Raw genomic sequence first — 21,130 nt, 5'->3', positions numbered from 1 at the left:
TTGGTCCTCCCATTGGACGTTAAACTGAAAGACGTGGAATGCGATTAGTCAGCGCAGCCAGTGTGCCGGTACCGTCACGATCTCGGGGAACGCGACAAGCAGCAGCAACAGCACGGTCTGGGCCAGCAGGAACGGCATGACGCCGCCTGTGACCTTGCCCAGCGGGATCCTCCCGACCCCGCTGACAACGTTGAGCACGACGCCAACCGGCGGCGTGATGAGGCCGATGCAGTTGTTCATGATGAACAATACACCGAAATAGACCGGATCGATGCCCGCCTCCTTGATGATCGGCATCAGGACAGGGGTCAGGATCAGGATGGTCGGCGTCAGGTCGAGCGCCGTGCCGACGATCAGCACGAGGATCATGATCGCCAGCATCAAGAGCTTGGGGCGATCGATCAGCGGCTCGATATAGCCGGTGATTTCGGCCGGGATGTTGGCGGCTGTGATCAGCCAGGCCGAGACGAGTGCGGCGCAGACCAGGAACATGATGACCGAGGTGGTCTTGGCCGCCCGCAGGATGACGTGCGGCAGTTCGCTCGGCTTCAGTTCGCGATAGATGACCATGCCGACGAAGAGCGCATAGACGGCGGCAACCACTGCGGCTTCCGTCGGGGTAACGACACCGGCCTTGATGCCGCCAAGGATGATGACGGGCATGCCGAGCGCCCAGAGGGCGCGACCGGTGGCGTTGAGGCGTTCCCGTGCGGTTGCCTTGGGCAGGGCCTGAATATTGTCCTTGCGCACGCAATAGAGCCAGGTACCGACCAGAGAGACGCCCATCAGGATGCCTGGCACGATGCCGGCCATGAACAGCTGGGTGATCGACACGTTGGCCGCGACACCGAAGACGATGAAGGCCATGGAGGGCGGGATAACCGGGGCGATGATGCCGCCAGCGGCGATCAGGCCGCCGGAGCGGGGAATGTTGTAGCCGGCCTTGGCCATCATCGGGACAAGGATTGCGGCAAGCGCTGCGGTATCCGCTGCAGCAGAACCGGAGATTGAGGCCATGATCACGGCGGCGACGATTGCAACGATACCGAGACCGCCACGGATGTGGCCGACCAGCGCGATGGCGAAATCGATGATGCGCTTCGACAGGCCGCCGGAATTCATCAGTTCACCGGCAAGGATGAAGAAAGGAATGGCGAGCAGGGTGAAAGTGTCTGCACCCGCGATCATGTTCTGGGCGATGATCTGCGCGTTGAACATGTCCATGTACCACATGAGCACGACGCCGCAGAACATCAGCGAGAAGGCAACCGGTACGCCGATCGCCATTGCGGCGAGAAGCGAACCGACAAAAACGAATAGTGTCATATCAGGTGCGCTCCGCCATCTGTTCGATCGTCATGTTCTCGCCGGCAAAGGCGGCGATCTCGTCTTCGGTGACGCGGCCGGTCACCAGACGGAAGAGACGTTCGAGCGAAATCAGCACGCAACCTGCGCCGGTGAAAAAACCGATGCCATAGACCCAGGCCATGGAGAGTCCGGTTACCGGCGCCACCATGCTGGAATTGATCGGCAACTGCATCCATGTGCCCCAGAAGAAAATGGCGGAACACAGGATGATGGTCAGGTTGGACAGGATCATACAGATGATGCGCCCCCTGCGGCCGAACAGCGCCACCAGCGTCTCGACGCCGAGATGGCCATGTTCGCGGAAGGCGACGACGGCGCCGATGAAGGTCAGCCAGACGAAGAAGTAGCGCGACATCTCGTCGGATACGGTCAGGCCTGAATTGAAGCCGTAGCGCAGCACGACATTGCCGAACACCATCAGCGCCATGCCTGTGAGCAACAGGATGAGCAGGATCTCAAGGACCCTGTAAAACAGATCGATAATTTTGGTCATTTGCTCCTCCCTGATGCCTCCTACATCAGCCCGCGCCGGGCCAGGTTCTTCATCAGCGCCGTAATTCCGAACGTCCATTCGGGGCATGTGTCGCTATATTCCACCCGGTTGATAAGCCTCCCGAGCTTCGGGGTGGAAATCTCGACGACATCGCCGATCTCATGGGTAAAGCCTAGGCCCTTGCCGCGACGGTCCTTGACCGGGGCGAACATGGTGCCGAGGAAAAGAAGCGCGCCATCGGGATATTGATGGCTGCGGTTCAAGAGCTGCGAGGCCAGGTTTTCCGGCGAGCGGCTGATCGCCTTCATCGGGCTGACGCCGGTCATCTCGAACCCGTCCTCACCTTTCACGGCAAGGCTGATTTCGGCCGACTTGACCTCGTCGAGCGTGAATTTTCCGTCGAACAGGCGGATGAAGGGGCCGATGGCGCAGGAGGCGTTGTTGTCCTTGGCCTTGCTCAAGAGCAGTGCGGAGCGGCCTTCGAAATCGCGCAGGTTAACGTCGTTGCCAAGCGTTGCGCCGATGATCTCGCCCTTCGAGGTGATGGCGAGCACGACTTCCGGTTCGGGATTGTTCCAGTCTGATTTCGGGTGGATACCGACGGCCGCGCCGCAGCCCATGGAGGACATCGGCTGGGCCTTGGTGAAGATTTCCGCATCCGGGCCGATGCCGACTTCCAGATATTGCGACCACAGGCCCATGTCCTGCAGCAGGCGCTTCACTTCGGCGGCCTTTTCGGAGCCTGCCACGAGACCCTTGAGATTGTCGCCGAGAACCGGCGCCAGACGGCCGCGGATTTCCTGGGCGCGCAGAGGGTCACCCTTGGCCTGTTCCTCGATCACCCGTTCCAGCATGCTGTCGGCGAAGGTGACGCCGGCGGCCTTGATGGCCTGCAGGTCGGCGGGGGCGAGAAGCGCACCCTTGGCGCCGCTCAAGAATTCGTCGAGGCTGCCGAGATCGGCAAAGGCGGACGTGTCACCGAGTTTCGCGACGAGGCCTTCGAGTTCGAGCAGTGCCGAAAGTGTCGGCGCAAGCGACGAGAGGTCGAGAAGCCGACCGTTTGCGTAGAGAACGGGACAGGGGCCGTCGGCCTCGTTCGACCAGACGCGACCGACCAGAAGCGCGCTTGAGGCATCTTCGGGCAAGATGACAGCCGATGAGAGGGCATGGTGATATGCCAAGAAATCCTCCTTCTTTCGGACGAGGCCTCCACCTCGTCGATATTGTCAGATGTCTGACAACGTTCCCGTCTTTTTAGTATGACTTTTATTGCATGTCCAGAAGCGCGGCGGACCAGTTTTTCAAAAACGTCAATTGCCCACAACGTCACATTTCAAGGTTGAGGGCGAGGCGTCCTGCCGCACCTTCGAGATGATAACGCATTGCTGCCTTTGCCGCGACAGGGTCGCGGGTTGCAATCGCATCACGCACCGCCACATGCTCGGCAATGGTGATTTCGACGATCTCCTCCAGGATCGCGGTGGCGCGGGCGGCATTGATCGCCACATGGATGCGCTCGGTGATGAAGCCGATGAACTGGAGGAAATAATCGTTATGAGTGGCGGCGGCGACGGCCTTGTGGAAGGCGAGGTCGGCTATGATGCCCGTTTCTCCCCATTTCTCCGCTCCGGTCATCTGCGCCAGGATTTCGTCGAGCTTGGCGAGATCTTCGGGCTTGTAATGCCGCGCGGCAAGTCCTGCGGCTTCCGTCTCCAGTGCAAGCCTGACCTGGAAGAGGTTGCGGAAGGTCTTGCGGTTGCCGAGATGGCCGGGTTCGATGCGAATCGACTGGCGGGTGGCGATCTCGGTGGCGAATGCACCGACTCCCTGGCGGGTTTCCACCAGTCCCTCGTTGCGCAGATGGGCGATCGCTTCGCGCACCACCGAACGGCTGACTCCGAATGTCTGGGCCAGAAGATGCTCGGTCGGCAGTTTCTGGCCCGGCTGGATGCGGCCATCGGTGATTTCACGGCCGATCTCGGTGGCAATGCGCGTCGGCAGATGCTCGCTTCGCTTGATCTCTTTGAAATCGGCCATGGCGGATATGCTCCTTCGGAAAGGCTAGCGGATACCCGCGCCGAGGTCGATTTGGCAATGGGGGTTGAGGATGAGGTCCGGGTCGATCGCCTTCTTGATGGCGACCAGCAGGTCGCGCTTGGTCTTCGACAGACGCTCCTCGAAGTCCTCGCGCTTCAGGCGGCCGATGCCGTGTTCGGCACTGATGCTGCCCTTGTATTTGTCGACCACGACATTGACGACCTTCTTGGCCTTGTAGATCTTTTCGTGCCGTTCCTCGAGCGTTGCGCCGTCCGGCGGAAGAACGTTGAGATGCACATTGCCATCGCCGACATGGCCGTAGGAGATGCTGGTGCAATCGGGGAGCGCCTCGCTGACTGCCGCTTCGGCATCGACGACGAAAGCGGCAAGCTGTGACAGGGGCACCGAGATGTCGGTGCGCATATGGGCGCCGCGCTTGGCCTGGCCCTCGTTCATGCCTTCGCGGATGAGCCAGAGATTGCGCGACTGCGCCTGCGAGGTGGCGATCGTGCCGTCGACGACCAGCCCGTCGGTCATCACGCCTTCGAGGAAACGGTGCATCAGGTCGTCGATATCGACGAGGCCGGAGCCGGAAATCTCCATCAGTACATAAGCGGGATAGTCGCCGGACAGCGGGATTGCGAGATCCGGCATGGCTTCCTGCGCCAGCGTGAAGGCGAGCGGCGGCATGAATTCGAAGGCCGACATCAGGTCGCAACAGTCGCGGCGGGCGCGGCGGTAGAGGGCGATCGCATCATCCAGCGAATTGAGTGCCAGAAGCGCGGTTGCGACATTGTCCGGATAGGGGGAAAGCTTGATCGACACGGCGGTGATGATGCCGAGCGTGCCTTCGGCACCGATGAAAAGCTGCTTGAGATCCAGTCCGCGATTGTCCTTGCGCAGTGTCGACAGCCCATCGAAGAGGCTGCCGTCGGGCAGGACCACTTCCAGCCCCAGCACCAGTTCGCGGGTCATGCCGTAGCGCAGCACATTGATGCCGCCGGCATTGGTGGAGACATTGCCGCCGATACGGCAGCTGCCCTGCGCGCCGAGCGCGAGCGGGAAGAACATGCCTTTCTCGGCAATCGCGTCCTTCAGCTCGGCAAGGATGCAGCCCGCCTCGACGACCGCGGAAAAATCGTCGCTGTCGATATTGCGGATGTTGTTCATCCGTTCGAGCGTCAGCACGACCTGACGGTCTTCTTCGTCTGGGATGCCGCCGAGGACCAGGCCGGTATTGCCTCCCTGCGGTACGATCTTGAGACCAAGCTCGCGGCAGGCCTTTATGGCTGCCTGAACGTCTGCGGTCGATCGCGGCCGGATGACGGCCACCGCGCTGCTGGTAACATCACCATGCCAGTCGCGGCAGTAGCGCAGCATATCCTCCGCATTGGTCAGAACAAGGTCCTCGCCCAGAACAGCGCGTAGGGCAAGGCGCTGCCCGGCGATCGAGCCCGTGGTGTCGGTCATCTAGTGTCTCCTCAGGCGGGCCGCCCGGTCTCTCCTCCGGCAGCCCCTCGTCATTTTATGATATCGCGCATCAGCAGTTTTTTTGCCGCAGGCGAATTCTGCTATTTTCAAACGGAGCATACAGAGTTATCAGACAACCTTACAAGAGGAATTTCGTGGTGTATCCACGGTTGTATGGGAGGAATCATGCATATTCTTGTTATCGGTGCTGCCGGCATGGTCGGTCGCAAGCTCACCCAGCGTCTCGTTGCGGAAGGCAAGCTAGACGGCAAGCCGATCGATGCGTTGACGCTGGCAGATGTGATCGAGCCGGAAAAGCCGGCAGGATTTTCCGGCAAGGTCGTGACGCTGGCCTCGGATTTCAGTCAGCCGGGCGAGGCTGAAAAACTGATTTCAGCGCGCCCTGAGGTGATTTTCCACCTCGCGGCGATCGTCTCGGGCGAAGCCGAGCTCGATTTCGACAAGGGGTACCGCGTCAATCTCGACGGCACGCGCTTCCTGTTCGATGCCATCCGTCTGCAGAACCAGAAGGATGGCTATTTCCCCAAGATGATCTTCACCTCGTCGGTCGCAGTCGTCGGCGCGCCGCTGCCCTTCCCGATCCCCGACGAGTTCCATCTGACGCCGCTGACAAGTTACGGCACGCAGAAGGCAATGAGCGAGCTTCTGCTGGCCGATTACAGCCGTCGTGGTTTCTTCGACGGGATCGGCATCCGGCTTCCCACCGTCTGCATTCGCCCCGGCAAGCCCAACAAGGCGGCCTCTGGCTTCTTCTCCGGCATTTTGCGCGAGCCGCTGGTCGGACAGGAGGCGATCCTGCCGGTGTCCGACGATGTGCGCCACTGGCATACGTCGCCACGCTCGGCAGTCGGTTTCCTGATCCATGCCGCAGGTCTCGACCTGACGAAGCTCGGCTGGCGCCGCAGCCTGTCGATGCCGGGTGTCAGTGCCACGGTGGGCGAACAGATCGAGGCTCTGCGCCGGGTTGCCGGCGAGGATGCGGTGAAGCTGATCCGCCGCCAGCCGGACGAGATGATCATGAACATGGTGGCCGGCTGGGCGCCGGGCTTCGAGGCAAAGCGGGCCACCGAACTCGGCTTCACCTCGGAAAAGAATTTCGACGAGATCATCCAGGTCCATATCGAGGATGAGCTCGGGGGCAAGCTATGAGCCAGGGTGAAAGAAAAACGACGAGGATCGCCTTTCTCGGGCTCGGCCTTATGGGCGGCCCGATGGCGCGGCGGCTTGCGCGTGCGGGCTATCCGATCACGGTGTGGAACCGTGACACGGCAAAGGCAAAGGCGCTCGAGGCCGATGGTGCTGTTGTCGCGGATGTGCCGGCGGAGGCGGTGCGCGATGCGGATGTCGTGTTCACCATGCTGACCGATGGCAATGTCGTCGGCACGGTTCTGTTCGACAACGGCGTGGCCATAGCGATGAAAAAGGGTGCCGTGCTGGTCGATACCAGTTCGATCGCCCCTCCGATCGCGCGTGAACATGCGGCGAGGCTTGCCGCAATGGGCATCAGCCATCTCGACGCGCCGGTTTCCGGTGGCGTCGTCGGTGCCGATGCCGGGACGCTTGCGATCATGGCCGGCGGCGGTGCCGAAGTCGTTGCAAGTCTCGCCGATATATTTGCAGTGCTTGGCCGTGTCACCCATGTGGGGCCGAGCGGGGCAGGGCAGGTCTGCAAGCTTGCCAACCAGCAGATCGTCGCCGTGACGATCGGCGCGGTGGCCGAGGCGATGATCCTCGTCGAAGCCGGCGGTGCATCGCGCGAAGCCTTCCGCAACGCGATCCGCGGTGGGTTTGCCGAAAGCCGCATTCTGGAGCTTCACGGAGCGCGGATGGTCGAGCGCAATTTCGTGCCCGGCGGTTCGTCGAAAAACCAGTTGAAGGACCTCAATGCGGTGATGGCGCTGGCCAAGGACATGGCTCTTACACTGCCGCTTACCAGCGCTGTACAAGCCGCATTTTCGGACTTCGTGGCAGAGGGTGGTGGCGAGCGCGACCACAGTGGCCTGCTCCTGCATCTGGAAGGGCTCAATCCGAAGTCCTGATGGCCTCTGCCGACGGCCGGTCCTGTTTCAACAGGTCGGCCGTTGCGAATTTTGCGAGCCGAATATCCGGCCCGCAAGCAGGCGAGAGTGGCAGGAAACTGCCATTTTCCGCATGCGGCAAGCGCCGCTGCGAAACTTGGTATTGCGCCGATATGTCACATTGACATGTCGTTTTAGGCTGGCGTTGGCCGGAATTCGGGCGTAACACAACTGGACACCCCAGTTCTGGGACACCCCAACCCGCCGCGCGGCCCGCTGGTTCCCCTGCTCGAGACATGCTTGCCCGCCGCGCGCGCCCCGCAACAATGGATCAGCGCAGTGGACACTATTTCACGCAACGATGCGGCTTCGCCACGCATCGACGAAAAGGTCAGGCTCAAATCGATCATCGGCGGCTCCGCCGGCAACCTGGTGGAATGGTACGACTGGTATGTCTATTCTGCCTTCACGCTCTATTTCGCGCCGGTCTTCTTTCCGTCCGGGGACCAGACGGCAGAGCTTCTAAGTGCTGCGGCGGTATTTGCCGTCGGTTTCCTGATGCGCCCGATCGGCGCCTGGTTCATGGGTATCTATGCCGACCGAAGAGGCCGCAAGGCGGGTCTGACGCTTTCCGTCACCCTGATGTGTCTCGGCTCGTTCCTGATCGCTGTGACGCCGGGATATCAATCCATCGGTATCCTTGCGCCGGCGATCCTGGTCTTCTCACGCCTGCTGCAGGGTATCAGCGTCGGTGGCGAATATGGTGCGAGTGCCACCTATCTGAGCGAGATGGCTGGCCGCAGCCGGCGCGGTTTCTTCTCCAGCTTCCAATATGTGACGCTGATTTCCGGCCAGCTCGTGGCGCTCGCCGTTCTGCTGGTGCTGCAGGCGGTGCTTTCGGCAGAGCAGTTGCAGTCCTGGGGTTGGCGCGTTCCGTTCTTCATTGGCGGCGTCCTGGCGATCCTGGTGTTCTACATTCGCCGCGGTCTGGTCGAGACCCAGTCGTTCAAGAATGCCGACAGCGATGCCAAGAAGTCTTCCGGCGGATGGGAATTGTTCCGGCGTTATCCCAAGGAAGCGTTTCTGGTCATTGCGTTGACCTCGGGCGGTACGCTCGCCTTCTATGCCTATACGACATATCTGCAGAAATTCATGGTCAATACGTCCGGTTTCAGCAAGGAGTCTGCCACCGAAATCACCACTGCGGCATTGTTCGTCTTCATGCTCTGCCAGCCGGTGGCCGGTGCCTTGTCAGACCGGATCGGCCGCAAGCCGCTGATGGTCGGCTTCGGTATTCTCGGCACGCTCTTCACCTACTTGATCTTCACCTCGCTCGCAGCAACCACGAATGCCTTCACCGCTTTCCTGCTCTCGCTCGTCGGCCTGCTGATCGTCACCGGCTACACGTCCATCAACGCGGTGGTGAAGGCAGAGCTGTTTCCTGCCCATATCCGCGCGCTCGGGGTGGCGCTGCCCTACGCACTTGCCAACACGATCTTCGGCGGTACGGCAGAGTTCGTGGCGTTGACGTTCAAGCAGATCGGCCATGAGAGCTGGTTCTTCTGGTATGTGACGATCATGATCGCCATTTCGCTGATCGTTTATGTGAAGATGCGCGACACCAAGCATCAGAGCCATATTCACGAAGACTGATTCTCGCGACGCGGGATCTTTCAGCCAGATCGATTCTACCGGGGCGGGCCAGATTATGGCTCGCCTCTTTTTTTCATCGGTCGCGCGGGCATGATTTTGCTGTTGCAAAACAATGATCGGGGCGCCTGGAAAAGCCTGCCTTCAGCGCGCATAAGCCTCGATCAAGGCTCTGCGTCCAGGTTTGCGCCATCGCTCACACGGCCTGTTCCCAGTCGAATTTCTTTACCGCATCTTAAGACTTGGGAGGTCGTGTTAACCATTTGTTAACCATGTCAGCGGTAGACATTGGGCAACGATTTTTTAACGTAGATGACCAAAGTGCTAACAGACGCTCGCTCCATTCGCATCAAGGGCCGTTCGTTCCTGGCGGTCGTTCTTTCGCCGGACATGCCGCTCGACCAGTGGCTTGAACGCCTCGATGATCTGGCCTCCCGCTCGGCAGGCTTCTTTCTCGACCGGCCGGTCGTGCTCGATGTTTCGGAACTGTCGATCAAGAAGGCGGAACTGAAGCAACTGATCGACGATCTTGCCGCGCGCAAGGTCCGGATTATGGGTATCGAGGGCGCGCGCCCGTCGCAGCTTACTCCCGACATGCCCCCGGCGATGAAGGGTGGCAAGGCTGCCGCAGATGTCGAGGTGCCGGAGCGCGAGGCGCAGTCCGAGGCCGAGGCGGAAGCCGAACCCGCGGCATCCGTGCCGCAGAGGTCCGAGGCGCCGCAGATCAGGGCGATCCCGCAGTCGCTCACCATCGACGAGCCGGTGCGTTCCGGCCAGTCGATCATCTTTCCGGAAGGCGATGTCACCATCGTCGGTTCGGTGGCCTCCGGCGCGGAAGTGATCGCCGGCGGTTCGATCCACATCTACGGCACGCTGCGCGGCCGGGCGATGGCCGGATCGATCGGCAACAGCAATGCACGCATTTTCTGCCGCCGCCTCGAAGCGGAGCTGATTGCCATCGACGGCATCTACAAGATGGCCGAGGACATGGATCAGAGCCTTCGCGGGCACGCAGTACAGCTGTCGCTTGAGGGCGACACGATCATGGCAGACATACTTTTCTGAACCGCAACAAGGTCAGACACCAGGAGATCAAGATGGGGAAAGTCATCGTAGTCACGTCCGGCAAGGGCGGTGTTGGCAAGACAACATCGACCGCCGCGCTGGGTGCGGCGCTGGCACAGCGCAACGAGAAGGTCGTCGTCGTGGATTTCGATGTCGGGCTTCGCAACCTCGACCTCGTCATGGGTGCCGAGCGCCGCGTGGTCTATGACCTCGTCAATGTCATTAATGGCGATGCCAAGCTGCCGCAGGCGCTGATCCGCGACAAGCGGCTCGAAACGCTGTTCCTGCTGCCGGCCTCCCAGACGCGCGACAAGGATGCGCTGACGGAAGAGGGCGTCGAGCGTGTCATCGGCGAATTGAAGAAGTATTTCGACTGGGTGATCTGCGACAGCCCGGCCGGCATCGAGAAGGGCGCAACGCTTGCCATGCGCCATGCCGACGTCGCCGTCGTCATCACCAACCCTGAAGTCTCTTCGGTGCGCGACAGCGACCGGATCATCGGCATGCTCGATTCCAAGACGCTCAAGGCCGAAAACGGCGAGCGAATGGAAAAGCATCTGCTCTTGACTCGCTACGATTCCACTCGGGCCGAGCGTGGCGACATGCTGAAGGTCGACGACGTTCTGGAAATCCTCTCCATCCCGCTTCTCGGCATCATTCCGGAAAGCATGGATGTCCTGAAGGCCTCGAACCTCGGTTCTCCGGTCACGCTCGCCGACCAGCGCAGCGCTCCGGCCCAGGCCTATTTTGAAGCCGTCCGCCGTCTGGCCGGCGAAATCGTACCCGTGACGGTGCCGGGCGAAAAGCGCGGCATCTTCGGAAAAATCTTCGGAAGGAAGGCCGCATGAGCATACTGCGTCTTTTCACACGCTCGCGCTCGGCGCCTGCAGCGCGTGAGCGGCTGCAGGTCCTGCTTGCCCACGAGCGATCGGCAAGCGGTTCGGATCTTGCCGCGATCCTGCGCGAGGAAATCCTCGCCGTCATCGCCAAGCATGTCCAGCTCGACGGCGACAAGGTTCAGGTGAAGATGGACCGCGACGGCACCGTCTCGATGCTCGAGATCGATGTCGAAATCCCGCTCGACGCTGCACGGGCCGCCTGAGGCCCGTTCTACTCTCTGCAGATCGCAGCAATGCGGTCTCAGCCAAGCAATAAAAAGGGCGATCCGGAACCAGGAGTTCCGGATCGCCCTTTTTGCTTTTGTCGGATGTCTTCGGCAAGAGGGGATGGTGGAGCGAGAAGGCGAGGGTGCCTGCCGGAATTTCGGCGAGCGATGCGGCCGTCGCATGGATGGCCGAACACGGCCATCATCGGGGTTTCGGGTAATCGTGATGTCAACGGAACAGGCGGAGAACCGCCTATTTCGTGCCCTCAGCGAGGGTTCATGATATCGCCGTGCGGACCCTGCTGTCGTGTGCGAAAGGATGCTGTGGCGGTCTGACCGGGCGCCTGTCCGGCGCGCGCCACGGCACGGTCAGCTTGCCGGCGGCATAGAACATCAGGAACGAGCCGATCTGGTAGGGGAAGATCACGTCGATCTCGACGAAGGAGCGCATCAGCAGAAGCAGGCTGACGGCGAAGAGGACGATCGAGGACGGATCCTTGCGGCGGTTCAGCATGGCGTTCAGATGGCCGAAGACATTGCGCAGCATGACGAAGACGAGAAGCCCCAGGCCGACAAAGCCGGTCTCGACGACGATCTCGATATAGGTGTTGTGGAAGTGGAAGCCCGAGCGGGTGTCGATGGCGAAATAATCCCATAGGCGTTCCGCCTCGGGATTGCCCACGACCCAGAAGCCCTGGTAGCCGAGCCCAAAGATCGGGTTGCTGGCGGCGATCTGAATGCCGTTCTGCCAGAGAAAGGTGCGGCCGGTGAGGGTCGAATCCTTACCAAACAGGCCAAGGATGGCATCGACGGCGCCCATCTGCAGCCCGGCAACCACGACGGCAAGACCAATGACCAGAATGCCGACGAAGATCAGCTTTCGGTTGCCGGGGGCAAGAAGCCCGAAGGGCAGATAGGCCATGCAGGCAGCGAGCAGGCCCGCCGTGGTGATGACCGAGGTCGCCGATTGCGATGCCATGAGGCAGTAGGCGCAGAGCAGCGCTGCGGCACCCGCGCCGACCAGCCAGATATCCCGGCGGCGAAAGACGACCGCGTAAAGCACGGCGAAAACCATGCCGAGAGAGGCATAGAGGCCGAGCTGGTTCTTGGAGGAAAAGGCGCCGACGAAGCTGTAACTGCCGTCCATCGAGTCATAGCTGTATATGCCGAAGGCCATGGAATAGAGCATGACCAGCACGGCACCGAGGATGGCGCCGCGCGTGAAGGTGATGACGCTGATCGTTCGCATGGCGATCAGCGCGCATATGAGGTGGGTGAGGAACTGGATGGCAGTGCGCAGCGAAATGCCGAATGCCGGCGACCAGAAGGCCGAGACGAAACAGAAGAGCGGGAAGGCGAGGATCCAGAGGTATTTGAAGTAATTGCCGAGAACCCGCTTGTAGTCGACGAGCACAAGCGGGAACCACACCGCGTAGAAAGCCAGGATGGAGATCTGGCCGAAACGGCTGGAATAGGCAAACACTATGAAGGACAGCGAAACCGCCGCTATCCCGTAGAGCTGGTTTCGCTCTGGGTCGACCAACATGGACCGACTGATCTTCATTCGGCACCTGTTACTGCATCAGAAGTTCTGACGACACCTTGATCACGTCGCCCGGACGCAGCATGGCGTTCTCGTCGACGGGGATCTGTTTCGGCCCGTCGCCGGTATCCCTGACGATCATGTACTTGATCGACGCATCCTTGGCGGATGGATCGAATTTCAGCGCCTCCGCCGACTGGGCAAGGGCTTCAGACATCAAGGCGCGGTTGGTGGACAGTTGCAGGTCAAGTTTTTCCAACTGGGCCTCGGTGTCCTGCAGATCCTGGGCACACTGGGCATCCCAGTCGTTGCGCAGGTTGATCTCGTCCTGGTTGGCCTTGGTGACGTCCTGCTTGGCGCGGAGCGAGGCGGTATCGGTGTCCAGCATGTTGGATTCGAGGTCCGACGCACGCTCTTCCGCCGAAAGACGGCGGCTGGACGTCGCCAGGCCCTGTTCCGACAGCTTTGCCATACGGTCTCGGTCGTCATTGAACAGCTGCATCTGGCGCTGCTGCGTGGTGGACTTCTGCGCCAGCGACTGGATTTCAGTGTTCAGCAGCGTCTTCAGATCATCCAGCGCCTTCAGCTGCAGGTCGTAGCGCTGGCGCCGCGATTTCATCAGTGCGGCTTCGCTCGCCATCAATTCCCTGGCGTTCGGCAGGGCCTTGATCTCTTCGGGCATCGCAATTTCGGGCGAATTGGCGATCTCGGCCATCAGGCGGGCGCGTTTGACGAGCAGGCGTCCGCGCGAGGACTCGTTGACCTGTGCGTCGCCCTTCGCATTGATGAAGTCGCGGGCGAAGCGCTGGCCCGCATCGGACTTGCGGAGGCCACCTGCAAGGCTGATCGCCTTCAACACGGTCAGATTCGGCGAATAGGCATATTCGCCGGGCTTGTCGACGTCGCCGGCGAGGAATACCGGGCGAAACTCGGAAATCTCGACGGAAGCCGAGGGAAGATTGCGCAGGGCGAACTTGCTCTGCAATTCCTTGCCGATCGCCTCACCTACTTCGCTGGTGGTCTTTCCGGCGGCTTCCAGGTCGCCGATGAAGGGGAGGGAGAGAGCCCCCGACGGGCCGACCATGTAGTCGCCGCTGACCGCGTCCCAGTCACGAATGCTGCCGTCGGCCGGCTGCCATTCGGCAACACGGATCTTGAGCTTGTCCATGACGCCGAGGCGATAGGCGCCGTCCTTGCCTTTGGTCGTCGATGGAGAGCTTGATGCCGTTACCGCCGGTACCGGAGCGGGTGCTGCGGTTGCGGACGTTGCTGGGGCCGGGGTCGTCGCGGGGGCAGGCGGTTGAGCCGTCGTCGCAGCCTGGGCCTGTTGCACGGGCTTGCTGGTCTTCGTCTGGGAGCCTGACTTTACTGCATCCTCTGCGATCGCCGATGTGGCGAGCGACAAGACGACAGTTCCCGCCGCTATTGCCAGCGTCGGGAAGCCGCGAGAAAGGACCGGTCGGATATCCATTCGATCTCCTAGGTTCTGCTATTTCATTTCGGGTAGTTGGAGGAGGCTCTTGCGCGCCGCAAGCGATTGTCCGGTGGCGCGCTCGATAGAGGCCTCAATAGCTGCCGCGTGCGAGGCAGACGGCAGGGATTGTCTTCAGAATGATCGACACATCCTGTACCAGCGACCAGTTCTGGACATATTGCGTGTCGAACGCGATGCGGGTCTCGTAGGAGACGTCGTTGCGGCCGCTGATCTGCCACAGGCCAGTCAGGCCAGGGCGGGTCTGCAGGTAATAGACGGCAGAGCTGTCATAGACTTTCAACTCGTCGTCGACGACCGGCCGCGGACCAACAACGCTCATTTCACCGCGGACGATGTTGAGCAGTTGCGGTAGTTCATCAAGGCTGAGCTTGCGCAGCACACGGCCGACCGCCGTCACGCGGGGATCGTCCTTGAGCTTGCGCGTCGCACGCCATTCCTCAGCCGCCTCGGGATTGTCCCTCAGGTGGTTGCGGAGAATTTCCTCGCCGTTGACCGCCATGGTGCGGAACTTGAGGCATTTGAAGGCCCGGCCCTTATGGCCGATCCGTGTGTGTCCGTAAAAGGCAGGGCCTTTATCGGTGAACTTCACCAGCCCCATGATCATCAAAAAGATGGGGCTGAAAACAATCAGGGCCAAGCCTGCGGAGGTAATATCGAACGTACGTTTCACAAGACCACCGATGGGGAGGCCAACGGCAGAATGATCCAGTTCGGATAGCGGCGTATCTGCCGAACGTGTCGCTGACTTCATAGAGAGGACTCCATTTAGGTTTTGCGATAGTCGGTGCCTTATCGGCGCATCACTGAGCGGTTATGTGATAATAAGTCTGTGTTCTGAATTTGATGCCAGATAAAAATTTTGGCGGCTATGATCGAAAGGGCCGGTTCGTGCCCGGCGAGAGGGGTGAGGTGGTAGCCGCAGCGCATTAACGTAAATATAAAGCCTTACACAAATACTACCTGGCAATTGTAAAATTGAATCGATCTCGAATATTCATCGTAATCGAAACTTGACGCGAATGTATTATGAGTCGTTTCAGGCGGTCAATTCATTAGCCGCTTCTTGAGGTCCAAGCCCAAAGTAGCTTGGCCTTGGGACCAAAGGCCTAGGCCTGCTGCACTGCAATACAATGGTGCGGCGCAAAAGCGCATGATCGCGCTTCACGACCTTTGTAACAATAAGTGATCGGATAACCTGGCCACGCGTTGGCCGGCGATGTCCCATTGTTCCAAATGGCGGCAAATCTGGCGTAAATGTGGCGAAAATATGGTGCATATATGTGGTAACCCGGTATTGAACCGTTTTAAGCCCCGATAATGGGCCGGCTAAGGAATCTTACAGAAGATTAACTGGCCAAAATTTCCGTAGTCGCACAAATCTTGAAACCTTTCCGTTTGGGCCGTAATGTAGAGGCCGTGGGAAGGGATCGATCTCGTCGATAAATCCATAAGAAAATCCCCCCGGGAGGAATGACCATGTACGCACCACGCGTGTTCGTCAGCATGATATGCACTCTCACCGTGTTTGCGGTGGCTGCGTATGTGATGACGGGTTCATTTCTGACAGCTTTCCTTGAGACTATTCTTTGCGCAGTAATACTTCAGGTCGGTTATTTTATCGGCATCGTCTATCTGGTCAGGCGCGAGCAGCAGGAAAAGGACGCGGTACACTCTGCGGATGCCGTTTCCGGAAAGTCGAGGCCAGAGGTGCAGCCCGCTCGCGATAATATTACTGCCGACGCGGCCGCAAGGCTGCATATTCACGATCGGTAAAATTCCCGTCAGCTGTTTGGCCGGGCTGGTGTCGCTCCACCTGTTGCGTGAGCCCGAGTCCGGCCCCTCAAATTTAGCTCTTTCACATCGCTGCCATTTTCCTAAGTTTCATAGTCATGATCCGTAAGTGACGGGACAGGCGATGGAGAGGGTTATGGCTGAAGCCGCTATTCAAACGATCTGCGTCATCATCGCGGCAAAAAATGCTGCAGATACAATAGGGCTTGCGGTCGAGAGCGCGCTCCGCGAAGACATGGTGTCGGAGGTCGTCGTCGTCGACGACGGATCAAGCGACGGAACCGACAAGGCAGCGCTTGCCTCCGATGACGGCAGCGGGCGCATCAAGATCATCTCTTTCGAGAGAAATCGCGGGCCGTCGGCTGCCCGCAATGCAGCGATTGCACAAAGCACTGCGCCGCTGATCGCCATCCTGGATGCGGACGATTTCTTCTTTCCGGGTCGGTTTGCGCCGATGCTGGCTGAAACCGACTGGGATTTCATCGCCGACAATATCGCTTTCGTTGCCGATCCGGCTGCGCTCTCGTCACCGGCCCGTTTTCAGTCGAGGGCACGGACGATGTCGCTCGTGCAGTTCGTCGAGGGCAATATTTCACGTCGCGGCAAGCCGCGGGGCGAGACGGGCTTTCTCAAACCGATCATGCGGCGGGAGTTCATCGTCGGGAATGGTCTCGTCTATGACGAAGAGCTGCGGCTTGGCGAGGATTACGACTTCTATGTGCGGGCGCTGGCGCTCGGGGCGCGCTACAAGGTGATCGAGCATTGCGGCTATGGTGCTGTCGTGCGCGGCGATTCCCTGAGCAGCAGGCACCGGACGGAAGACCTGCGGCGGCTTTTCGAGGCGGACAATGCCATCCTGTCGCAATCGTCGTTGTCGGCGGATGCGCGGGCCGTCATCACTCAGCATCGCGACCATATCCGCGACAGATACGAACTCAGGGCTTTTCTCGATGTGAAGCGGGAAGCGGGCAAGGGCGGTGCGATAAGGCATATGCTGTCGCGACCGGGTGCCATTCCGGCGGTCGCCCTCGGCATTTTCCATGACAAATACGATGCGCTTCGCCGCAGCGATGCCGCTTCGGCCGCATCGCTACCCACCTCGCCGCGCTATCTGCTGGCGGGGGTTCCTGTCGGCGGTTCGTAAAGCCCGATCGGGCGAAAGGGGAGGGCGGGCAGAGCGCCCCCGTTCCCCTATGCCCGTGATCCTGCCTTTTTCATCCTACCCGCATCTTGCCGGCGCCAAGCCGCATGGCGGCACCGAGTATGGCCGGATCGCGCATGACCCAGCGTGCCAGGAGGCTGAAATCCGGCGACTGGCGGCGCTTCAGCCGGCCGGCCTGGCTCCACAGGGCCTGGCGGCGGGTGGTATCCTTGTAGACGGCAATCGAGGCGATGTCGGCGGGGCGGTTTTCGAAACGCTTCTGCAGCGTATCGAGTGCCACCAGCGTGTTGAACTGCTGCTTCAAGAACTGCGGCGACTGGTTGTCGATGCCGTGGAAGATGTTGACGCCCATGCCTCTGGCCGCGCCCGGCGCGTCGCACAGGATCGTGCGGCGGGACTTGAGAATGCAGTCGGCGAAAAACAGCACATCCTCGGCGGCGAGCCGCAGGATGGGGTCGAATCGCACGGTGGTGAACAGCGGTCGTGCGATCACCATGCAGCTCAGGTGGAGGAAGGCCCAGTCCTTCAGCATGACGCTGGCGAGGTTGGGGATTTCGAGCACGAGCGGAGCCTGCGCCAGCACCTCTCCGCCTTCCTTTTCGGCCAGCTTCGCCATGCCGTAATGGTAATAGAATTCTTCGCTTTCCTGCATCGAGGCCCAGTAGCATTCGGCGCCGAAGCGGGTCATGAAGTTATGGGCGTTCCTCAGGTGGTCGGGCAGCCACATATCGTCGGAATCGAGCAGGGCGACGAATTGCGTTTCGGCCGGCACGTTGTCGAGGCCGGTATTGCGGGCGGCACCCGGCCCGCCGTTCTTCTGCTTGACGACGCGGATTTTCGCCGACCACTCCGCGGGCGCATCCGCCAGTTCGACATCGGCGGGCAGAGGTGATTCGTCGTCGACGACGACGATGTCGAAGTCCTGGAACGTCTGCGCGAAGATCGTCTCCAGCGCGCGGGAAAGAATGCCTTTTTCTTTCTGATAGAAGGGAATGACTATGGTGAAAGTCGCCATTTCGTCTCGGCCTCCGTTGCTCGGAAAGGTGGCCTCCCGGCATGTTCTGCGGGTCGCTGATCGCGTTACCGTTGCGACCATCCACCATTTTTGCACTGCCGAAAAGAAGAGGAGAACTGCGGCAAAAGCAAGAGCAGATATTGCTGCAAGCCCTTGAACCAAAAGGATACGCTTCGTTCGCAGCGTTAACGGGCCGGTCGGCATAGGGCTTTTGGCCGGGTTGCGGAAACATGAAATTAACACATTTTCAGCTTCTCTCTGCGGATCAAATGTGCTGCAGTGCAATAACGAACCGTGCCGCCAAACGATGCCGTCTGGTGTCATCTGGCGGAAATTGATTTGATCGTTGAAGGGAACGCGATGCTCCCCCAGGCTGTTGATTTCAGTGTCGTCATCTCGTCTAGAAACAGGGCACATGCGCTGTCTGGATGTTTCGATGCTTTGACCAGAGCGGCGCTCAATGCCACGGGCATGTCGCTGGAACTGGTGTTTGTCGACAACAATTCCACGGACGGAACGTCCGATATCGTGCGCCAGTGGAGCGCTACGGCACCGATGCCGGTGACGATCGTGCATGAGACGAAGCCGGGCCTGTCGAATGCCCGCAATGCCGGCATCACAGCGGCGACGGGGCGCATTCTTGCGTTTACCGACGACGACTGCGAGGTCGCGCCGGATTATTTCAACGTGCTGGCCGGACTGTTTGCCGATGACGCCCAGATCGTCATGCGCGGCGGACGGGTCGATCTCGGCGACGAGCGCGACCTGCCGATCACCATCAAGACCGATGTCGAACGGGCGGTGCTGACGCATGACCTGCACGCGGGTGGTTTCATCCACGGTTGCAACATGGCGTTCCCGAAGGAACTGGTCGAGAAGATCGGCCTGTTCGATCCGCGTTTCGGCGCTGGCGCCGAGTTCCGTTCCGGCGAGGATACGGATTATATCCACCGCGCCTTTGCGGCCGGCATCACCGTCGAATACAGGCCGGAACTGAAGGTCAAGCATTTCCATGGCCGGCGCGACCTGAAGGACATCAGAAAGCTGCACAACGGCTATTCCTACGGCAATGGTGCGCTTTACGCCAAATACATGTTCGACCGCCGTTCCAACATGCGCGGCATGTTGCGGTGGGATATCCGCCAGGCGCTGAAGGAGGCGTTTGGCGGCCGCAAGCTCGATGCCGCCATGGGGCTGACCTACCGGGCGACCGTGCAGCAGAATCTTGCCGGCGTCATCGCCTATTGGCGGCGGCCCGCGGCTTCCTGAGGCAAGGCGCCGCTAATTGCCGGGCCATTGCGCCGTTTTCACATTCGCGTCCTAAGCATGTCGCGCATGGTTCCACCTTAGTCGTCGATCTAATCGATTGGATTATTCATGGATGTGAGTGCCGCCGAAGTTAGCGCTGTTGACAGTGGCGACCTGAAGAAAAAAACCGCGACGTCGATCCTCTGGTCGATCGTGCGCGTCGGGTGGAGCACGGTTGCCACCTTCATCATCTTTCTGGTGCTGGCGCGGATATTGGGGCCGGCCGATTTCGGCACGTTCGCGCTGGCAAGCCTTTTCGTCGAGATCGGCAGGGTGCTTGCCTATGCGGGGCTGGGTGACGCCGTTACCCGCCAGCTGGAACTCGACGAGGAACTGGCCGATACCGCATTCTGGGCGTCGCTCGCCTTCAGCGTCTCGGTGGCGCTGATCATCTTCTTTGCCGCACCCGCCTATGGTACGCTGGTCAGGGATCCGGCCGTTACTCCGATCCTCGAATGGCTTGCGCCGCTTCTGCCGCTGTCGTCGCTCGCCGTCATCCACAATGCCCGGCTGGCCCGCGATTTCGGCCACAAGAACCTCGCCGCACAAAGCATTGCCGCGAGCCTTCTTTCGGGCGTGACGGCCGTTGCCGCCGCTCTGCTCGGCTGGGGTGTCTGGGCACTGGTGGCGCAGACCGCCGTCAACGCCGTCGTCATCGTCGTGCTCGGCTGGCTTTCCTATCGCTGGATCCCGAAGCTCCGCTTCAATTTTCAGATCTTCAAGTCGATCTTCCTGTTCAGCATCAGCCTCGTCGTCAGCCAGCTTTTGTGGATGCTGCTTGCCCGCGTGCAGGACATCTTCATCTCGCGCTGGTATGGTTCGACTGAAGTCGGGCGCTATCGTATCGCCTGGCGGCTGATCGAGTTGATCTCGCAGGCGGTGCTGTCGCCGATCGGCAGCGTGGCGCTGGTGACGCTGTCGAAGCTGCAGAACGATCCGACGGCGTTCCGCAATGCCTACAACCGGATCGTCAGCCTTGCGGCGCTCGGCACGTTCCCGCTGCTTCTCGGCTTCGGGGCGCTGTCCGATCAGCTCATCACCTTCCTGTTCGGCAACAAGTGGGGCAATGCCGGCGATGTAGCCACCGTGCTGGTGATGATGGCGGTGCCGTTCGTGATGAACGTGTTCGCCTCTTCCGCGCTTGCCGCCGTCAATCGGGCGGAAAGCATCCTGTCGGTTGCCGCCCTGCAGCTTGCGCTGACGGTGGCGCTGACTTGGGTGCTTGTGCCCTACGGGATCGTTGCGGTTGCCGCAGGCTATGCGCTGCGGGCCTGGCTTACCATGCCTTACCAGCAATATGTGCTGAAGCGCTTTGCCAATATCGATCCGCTCGGAACGATGAAGGCGATCGCCATGCCGTTTGCCGGATCGCTGGTCATGGCCATCTGCGTGTGGCTCGCCAAGCCCGAGATCATGGCGGCGGTGACGCCGGCCTGGCTTGCGACGGGGATCTGCATCGTGCTTGGCGCCATCGTCTATGCCGCCTTCATGTTCCTGTTCGCCTTCAGCATGATCCGGCCCTATCTGGCGATGGTCATGTCGATGCTGCCTTCACGCTTCAGGCTTGTTGCCCAGAGATAACAACCGTT

19 protein-coding genes are annotated in these 21,130 nt (G+C 60.4%); 10 read left to right on the top strand and 9 right to left on the bottom strand.

The window, feature by feature from the left end; genetic code table 11:
• Nucleotides 1-48: 48 nt before the first annotated feature.
• The 5 genes from NCHU2750_RS15690 to NCHU2750_RS15670 all read right to left on the bottom strand — a co-directional run bounded on the left by NCHU2750_RS15690 (nucleotide 49) and on the right by NCHU2750_RS15670 (nucleotide 5,368).
• Nucleotides 49-1,326, bottom strand: coding sequence for a TRAP transporter large permease subunit (locus NCHU2750_RS15690; RefSeq protein ID WP_119941360.1), 1,278 nt, complete (start codon nucleotides 1,324-1,326; stop codon nucleotides 49-51).
• Between the two features lies 1 nt (nucleotide 1,327).
• The gene (locus NCHU2750_RS15685; protein WP_119941359.1) at nucleotides 1,328-1,861 is read right to left on the bottom strand and encodes a TRAP transporter small permease; all 534 of its coding nucleotides are present in this window, start codon (nucleotides 1,859-1,861) and stop codon (nucleotides 1,328-1,330) included.
• A gap of 20 nt (nucleotides 1,862-1,881) precedes the next feature.
• Nucleotides 1,882-3,042 carry a fumarylacetoacetate hydrolase family protein gene (locus NCHU2750_RS15680; protein WP_119941358.1) on the bottom strand — a complete coding sequence of 387 codons (1,161 nt, stop codon included), beginning with the start codon at nucleotides 3,040-3,042 and terminating at the stop codon, nucleotides 1,882-1,884.
• Nucleotides 3,043-3,187: 145 nt separating this feature from the next.
• Nucleotides 3,188-3,898, bottom strand: coding sequence for a FadR/GntR family transcriptional regulator (locus NCHU2750_RS15675; RefSeq protein ID WP_119941357.1), 711 nt, complete (start codon nucleotides 3,896-3,898; stop codon nucleotides 3,188-3,190).
• Nucleotides 3,899-3,922: 24 nt separating this feature from the next.
• Nucleotides 3,923-5,368, bottom strand: a complete 1,446-nt coding sequence (locus NCHU2750_RS15670; RefSeq protein WP_119941356.1) for an FAD-binding oxidoreductase — start codon at nucleotides 5,366-5,368, stop codon at nucleotides 3,923-3,925.
• 186 nt (nucleotides 5,369-5,554) lie between these two features.
• Here NCHU2750_RS15670 and denD point away from each other — a divergent pair, with 186 nt between their 5' ends.
• The 6 genes from denD to minE all read left to right on the top strand — a co-directional run bounded on the left by denD (nucleotide 5,555) and on the right by minE (nucleotide 11,224).
• A complete protein-coding gene (denD, locus tag NCHU2750_RS15665; RefSeq protein ID WP_119941355.1) occupies nucleotides 5,555-6,538 on the top strand; it encodes a D-erythronate dehydrogenase in 984 nt (327 codons plus the stop codon).
• Complete coding sequence (locus tag NCHU2750_RS15660) at nucleotides 6,535-7,428, top strand: NAD(P)-dependent oxidoreductase (protein ID WP_119941354.1); 894 nt, start codon at nucleotides 6,535-6,537, stop codon at nucleotides 7,426-7,428. Before denD ends, NCHU2750_RS15660 begins: the two co-directional genes overlap by 4 nt.
• A gap of 327 nt (nucleotides 7,429-7,755) precedes the next feature.
• Nucleotides 7,756-9,060, top strand: a complete 1,305-nt coding sequence (locus NCHU2750_RS15655; RefSeq protein WP_119943408.1) for an MFS transporter — start codon at nucleotides 7,756-7,758, stop codon at nucleotides 9,058-9,060.
• Nucleotides 9,061-9,369: 309 nt separating this feature from the next.
• Complete coding sequence (gene minC, locus NCHU2750_RS15650) at nucleotides 9,370-10,122, top strand: septum site-determining protein MinC (RefSeq protein ID WP_119941353.1); 753 nt, start codon at nucleotides 9,370-9,372, stop codon at nucleotides 10,120-10,122.
• A gap of 32 nt (nucleotides 10,123-10,154) precedes the next feature.
• Nucleotides 10,155-10,970, top strand: a complete 816-nt coding sequence (gene minD / locus NCHU2750_RS15645) for a septum site-determining protein MinD (protein ID WP_119941352.1) — start codon at nucleotides 10,155-10,157, stop codon at nucleotides 10,968-10,970.
• Nucleotides 10,967-11,224, top strand: coding sequence for a cell division topological specificity factor MinE (gene minE / locus NCHU2750_RS15640; RefSeq protein ID WP_119941351.1), 258 nt, complete (start codon nucleotides 10,967-10,969; stop codon nucleotides 11,222-11,224). The genes minD and minE overlap by 4 nt, the downstream gene beginning before the upstream one ends.
• Nucleotides 11,225-11,504: 280 nt before the next feature.
• On the opposite strand, the gene NCHU2750_RS15635 is transcribed toward minE, so the two are convergent.
• From NCHU2750_RS15635 to NCHU2750_RS15625, 3 genes are all read right to left on the bottom strand, one after another.
• The gene (locus NCHU2750_RS15635; RefSeq protein WP_119941350.1) at nucleotides 11,505-12,791 is read right to left on the bottom strand and encodes an O-antigen ligase family protein; all 1,287 of its coding nucleotides are present in this window, start codon (nucleotides 12,789-12,791) and stop codon (nucleotides 11,505-11,507) included.
• 10 nt (nucleotides 12,792-12,801) lie between these two features.
• The gene (locus NCHU2750_RS15630; protein ID WP_119941349.1) at nucleotides 12,802-14,241 is read right to left on the bottom strand and encodes a polysaccharide biosynthesis/export family protein; all 1,440 of its coding nucleotides are present in this window, start codon (nucleotides 14,239-14,241) and stop codon (nucleotides 12,802-12,804) included.
• A 94-nt stretch (nucleotides 14,242-14,335) separates the two neighbouring features.
• Nucleotides 14,336-15,016 (bottom strand): sugar transferase, encoded by a 681-nt coding sequence (locus tag NCHU2750_RS15625; RefSeq protein WP_119941348.1) that lies wholly within the window; start codon nucleotides 15,014-15,016, stop codon nucleotides 14,336-14,338.
• Nucleotides 15,017-15,741: 725 nt separating this feature from the next.
• Here NCHU2750_RS15625 and NCHU2750_RS15620 point away from each other — a divergent pair.
• Nucleotides 15,742-16,038: an exopolysaccharide production repressor protein gene (locus tag NCHU2750_RS15620; RefSeq protein WP_119941347.1), complete on the top strand. Its 297-nt coding sequence runs from the start codon at nucleotides 15,742-15,744 to the stop codon at nucleotides 16,036-16,038.
• Between the two features lie 154 nt (nucleotides 16,039-16,192).
• On the top strand, nucleotides 16,193-17,200 hold the full coding sequence (locus NCHU2750_RS15615; RefSeq protein WP_119941346.1) for a glycosyltransferase family 2 protein: 1,008 nt from the start codon (nucleotides 16,193-16,195) through the stop codon (nucleotides 17,198-17,200).
• A gap of 70 nt (nucleotides 17,201-17,270) precedes the next feature.
• Here the strand turns inward: NCHU2750_RS15615 and NCHU2750_RS15610 are convergent, their stop codons facing one another.
• The gene (locus tag NCHU2750_RS15610; RefSeq protein WP_119941345.1) at nucleotides 17,271-18,233 is read right to left on the bottom strand and encodes a glycosyltransferase family 2 protein; all 963 of its coding nucleotides are present in this window, start codon (nucleotides 18,231-18,233) and stop codon (nucleotides 17,271-17,273) included.
• A gap of 360 nt (nucleotides 18,234-18,593) precedes the next feature.
• On the opposite strand from NCHU2750_RS15610, the gene NCHU2750_RS15605 reads away from it, so the two are divergent.
• Nucleotides 18,594-19,502, top strand: coding sequence for a glycosyltransferase family 2 protein (locus tag NCHU2750_RS15605; protein ID WP_119943406.1), 909 nt, complete (start codon nucleotides 18,594-18,596; stop codon nucleotides 19,500-19,502).
• A 108-nt stretch (nucleotides 19,503-19,610) separates the two neighbouring features.
• Complete coding sequence (locus NCHU2750_RS15600) at nucleotides 19,611-21,122, top strand: lipopolysaccharide biosynthesis protein (RefSeq protein WP_119941344.1); 1,512 nt, start codon at nucleotides 19,611-19,613, stop codon at nucleotides 21,120-21,122.
• The last annotated feature ends 8 nt before the right edge of the window (nucleotides 21,123-21,130 follow it).

Origin of the sequence: Neorhizobium sp. NCHU2750 (assembly GCF_003597675.1) — a bacterium.
In the GTDB taxonomy this organism is placed as follows: Bacteria; Pseudomonadota; Alphaproteobacteria; order Rhizobiales; family Rhizobiaceae; genus Neorhizobium.
This window is presented reverse-complemented; position numbering and strand designations above follow the sequence as displayed.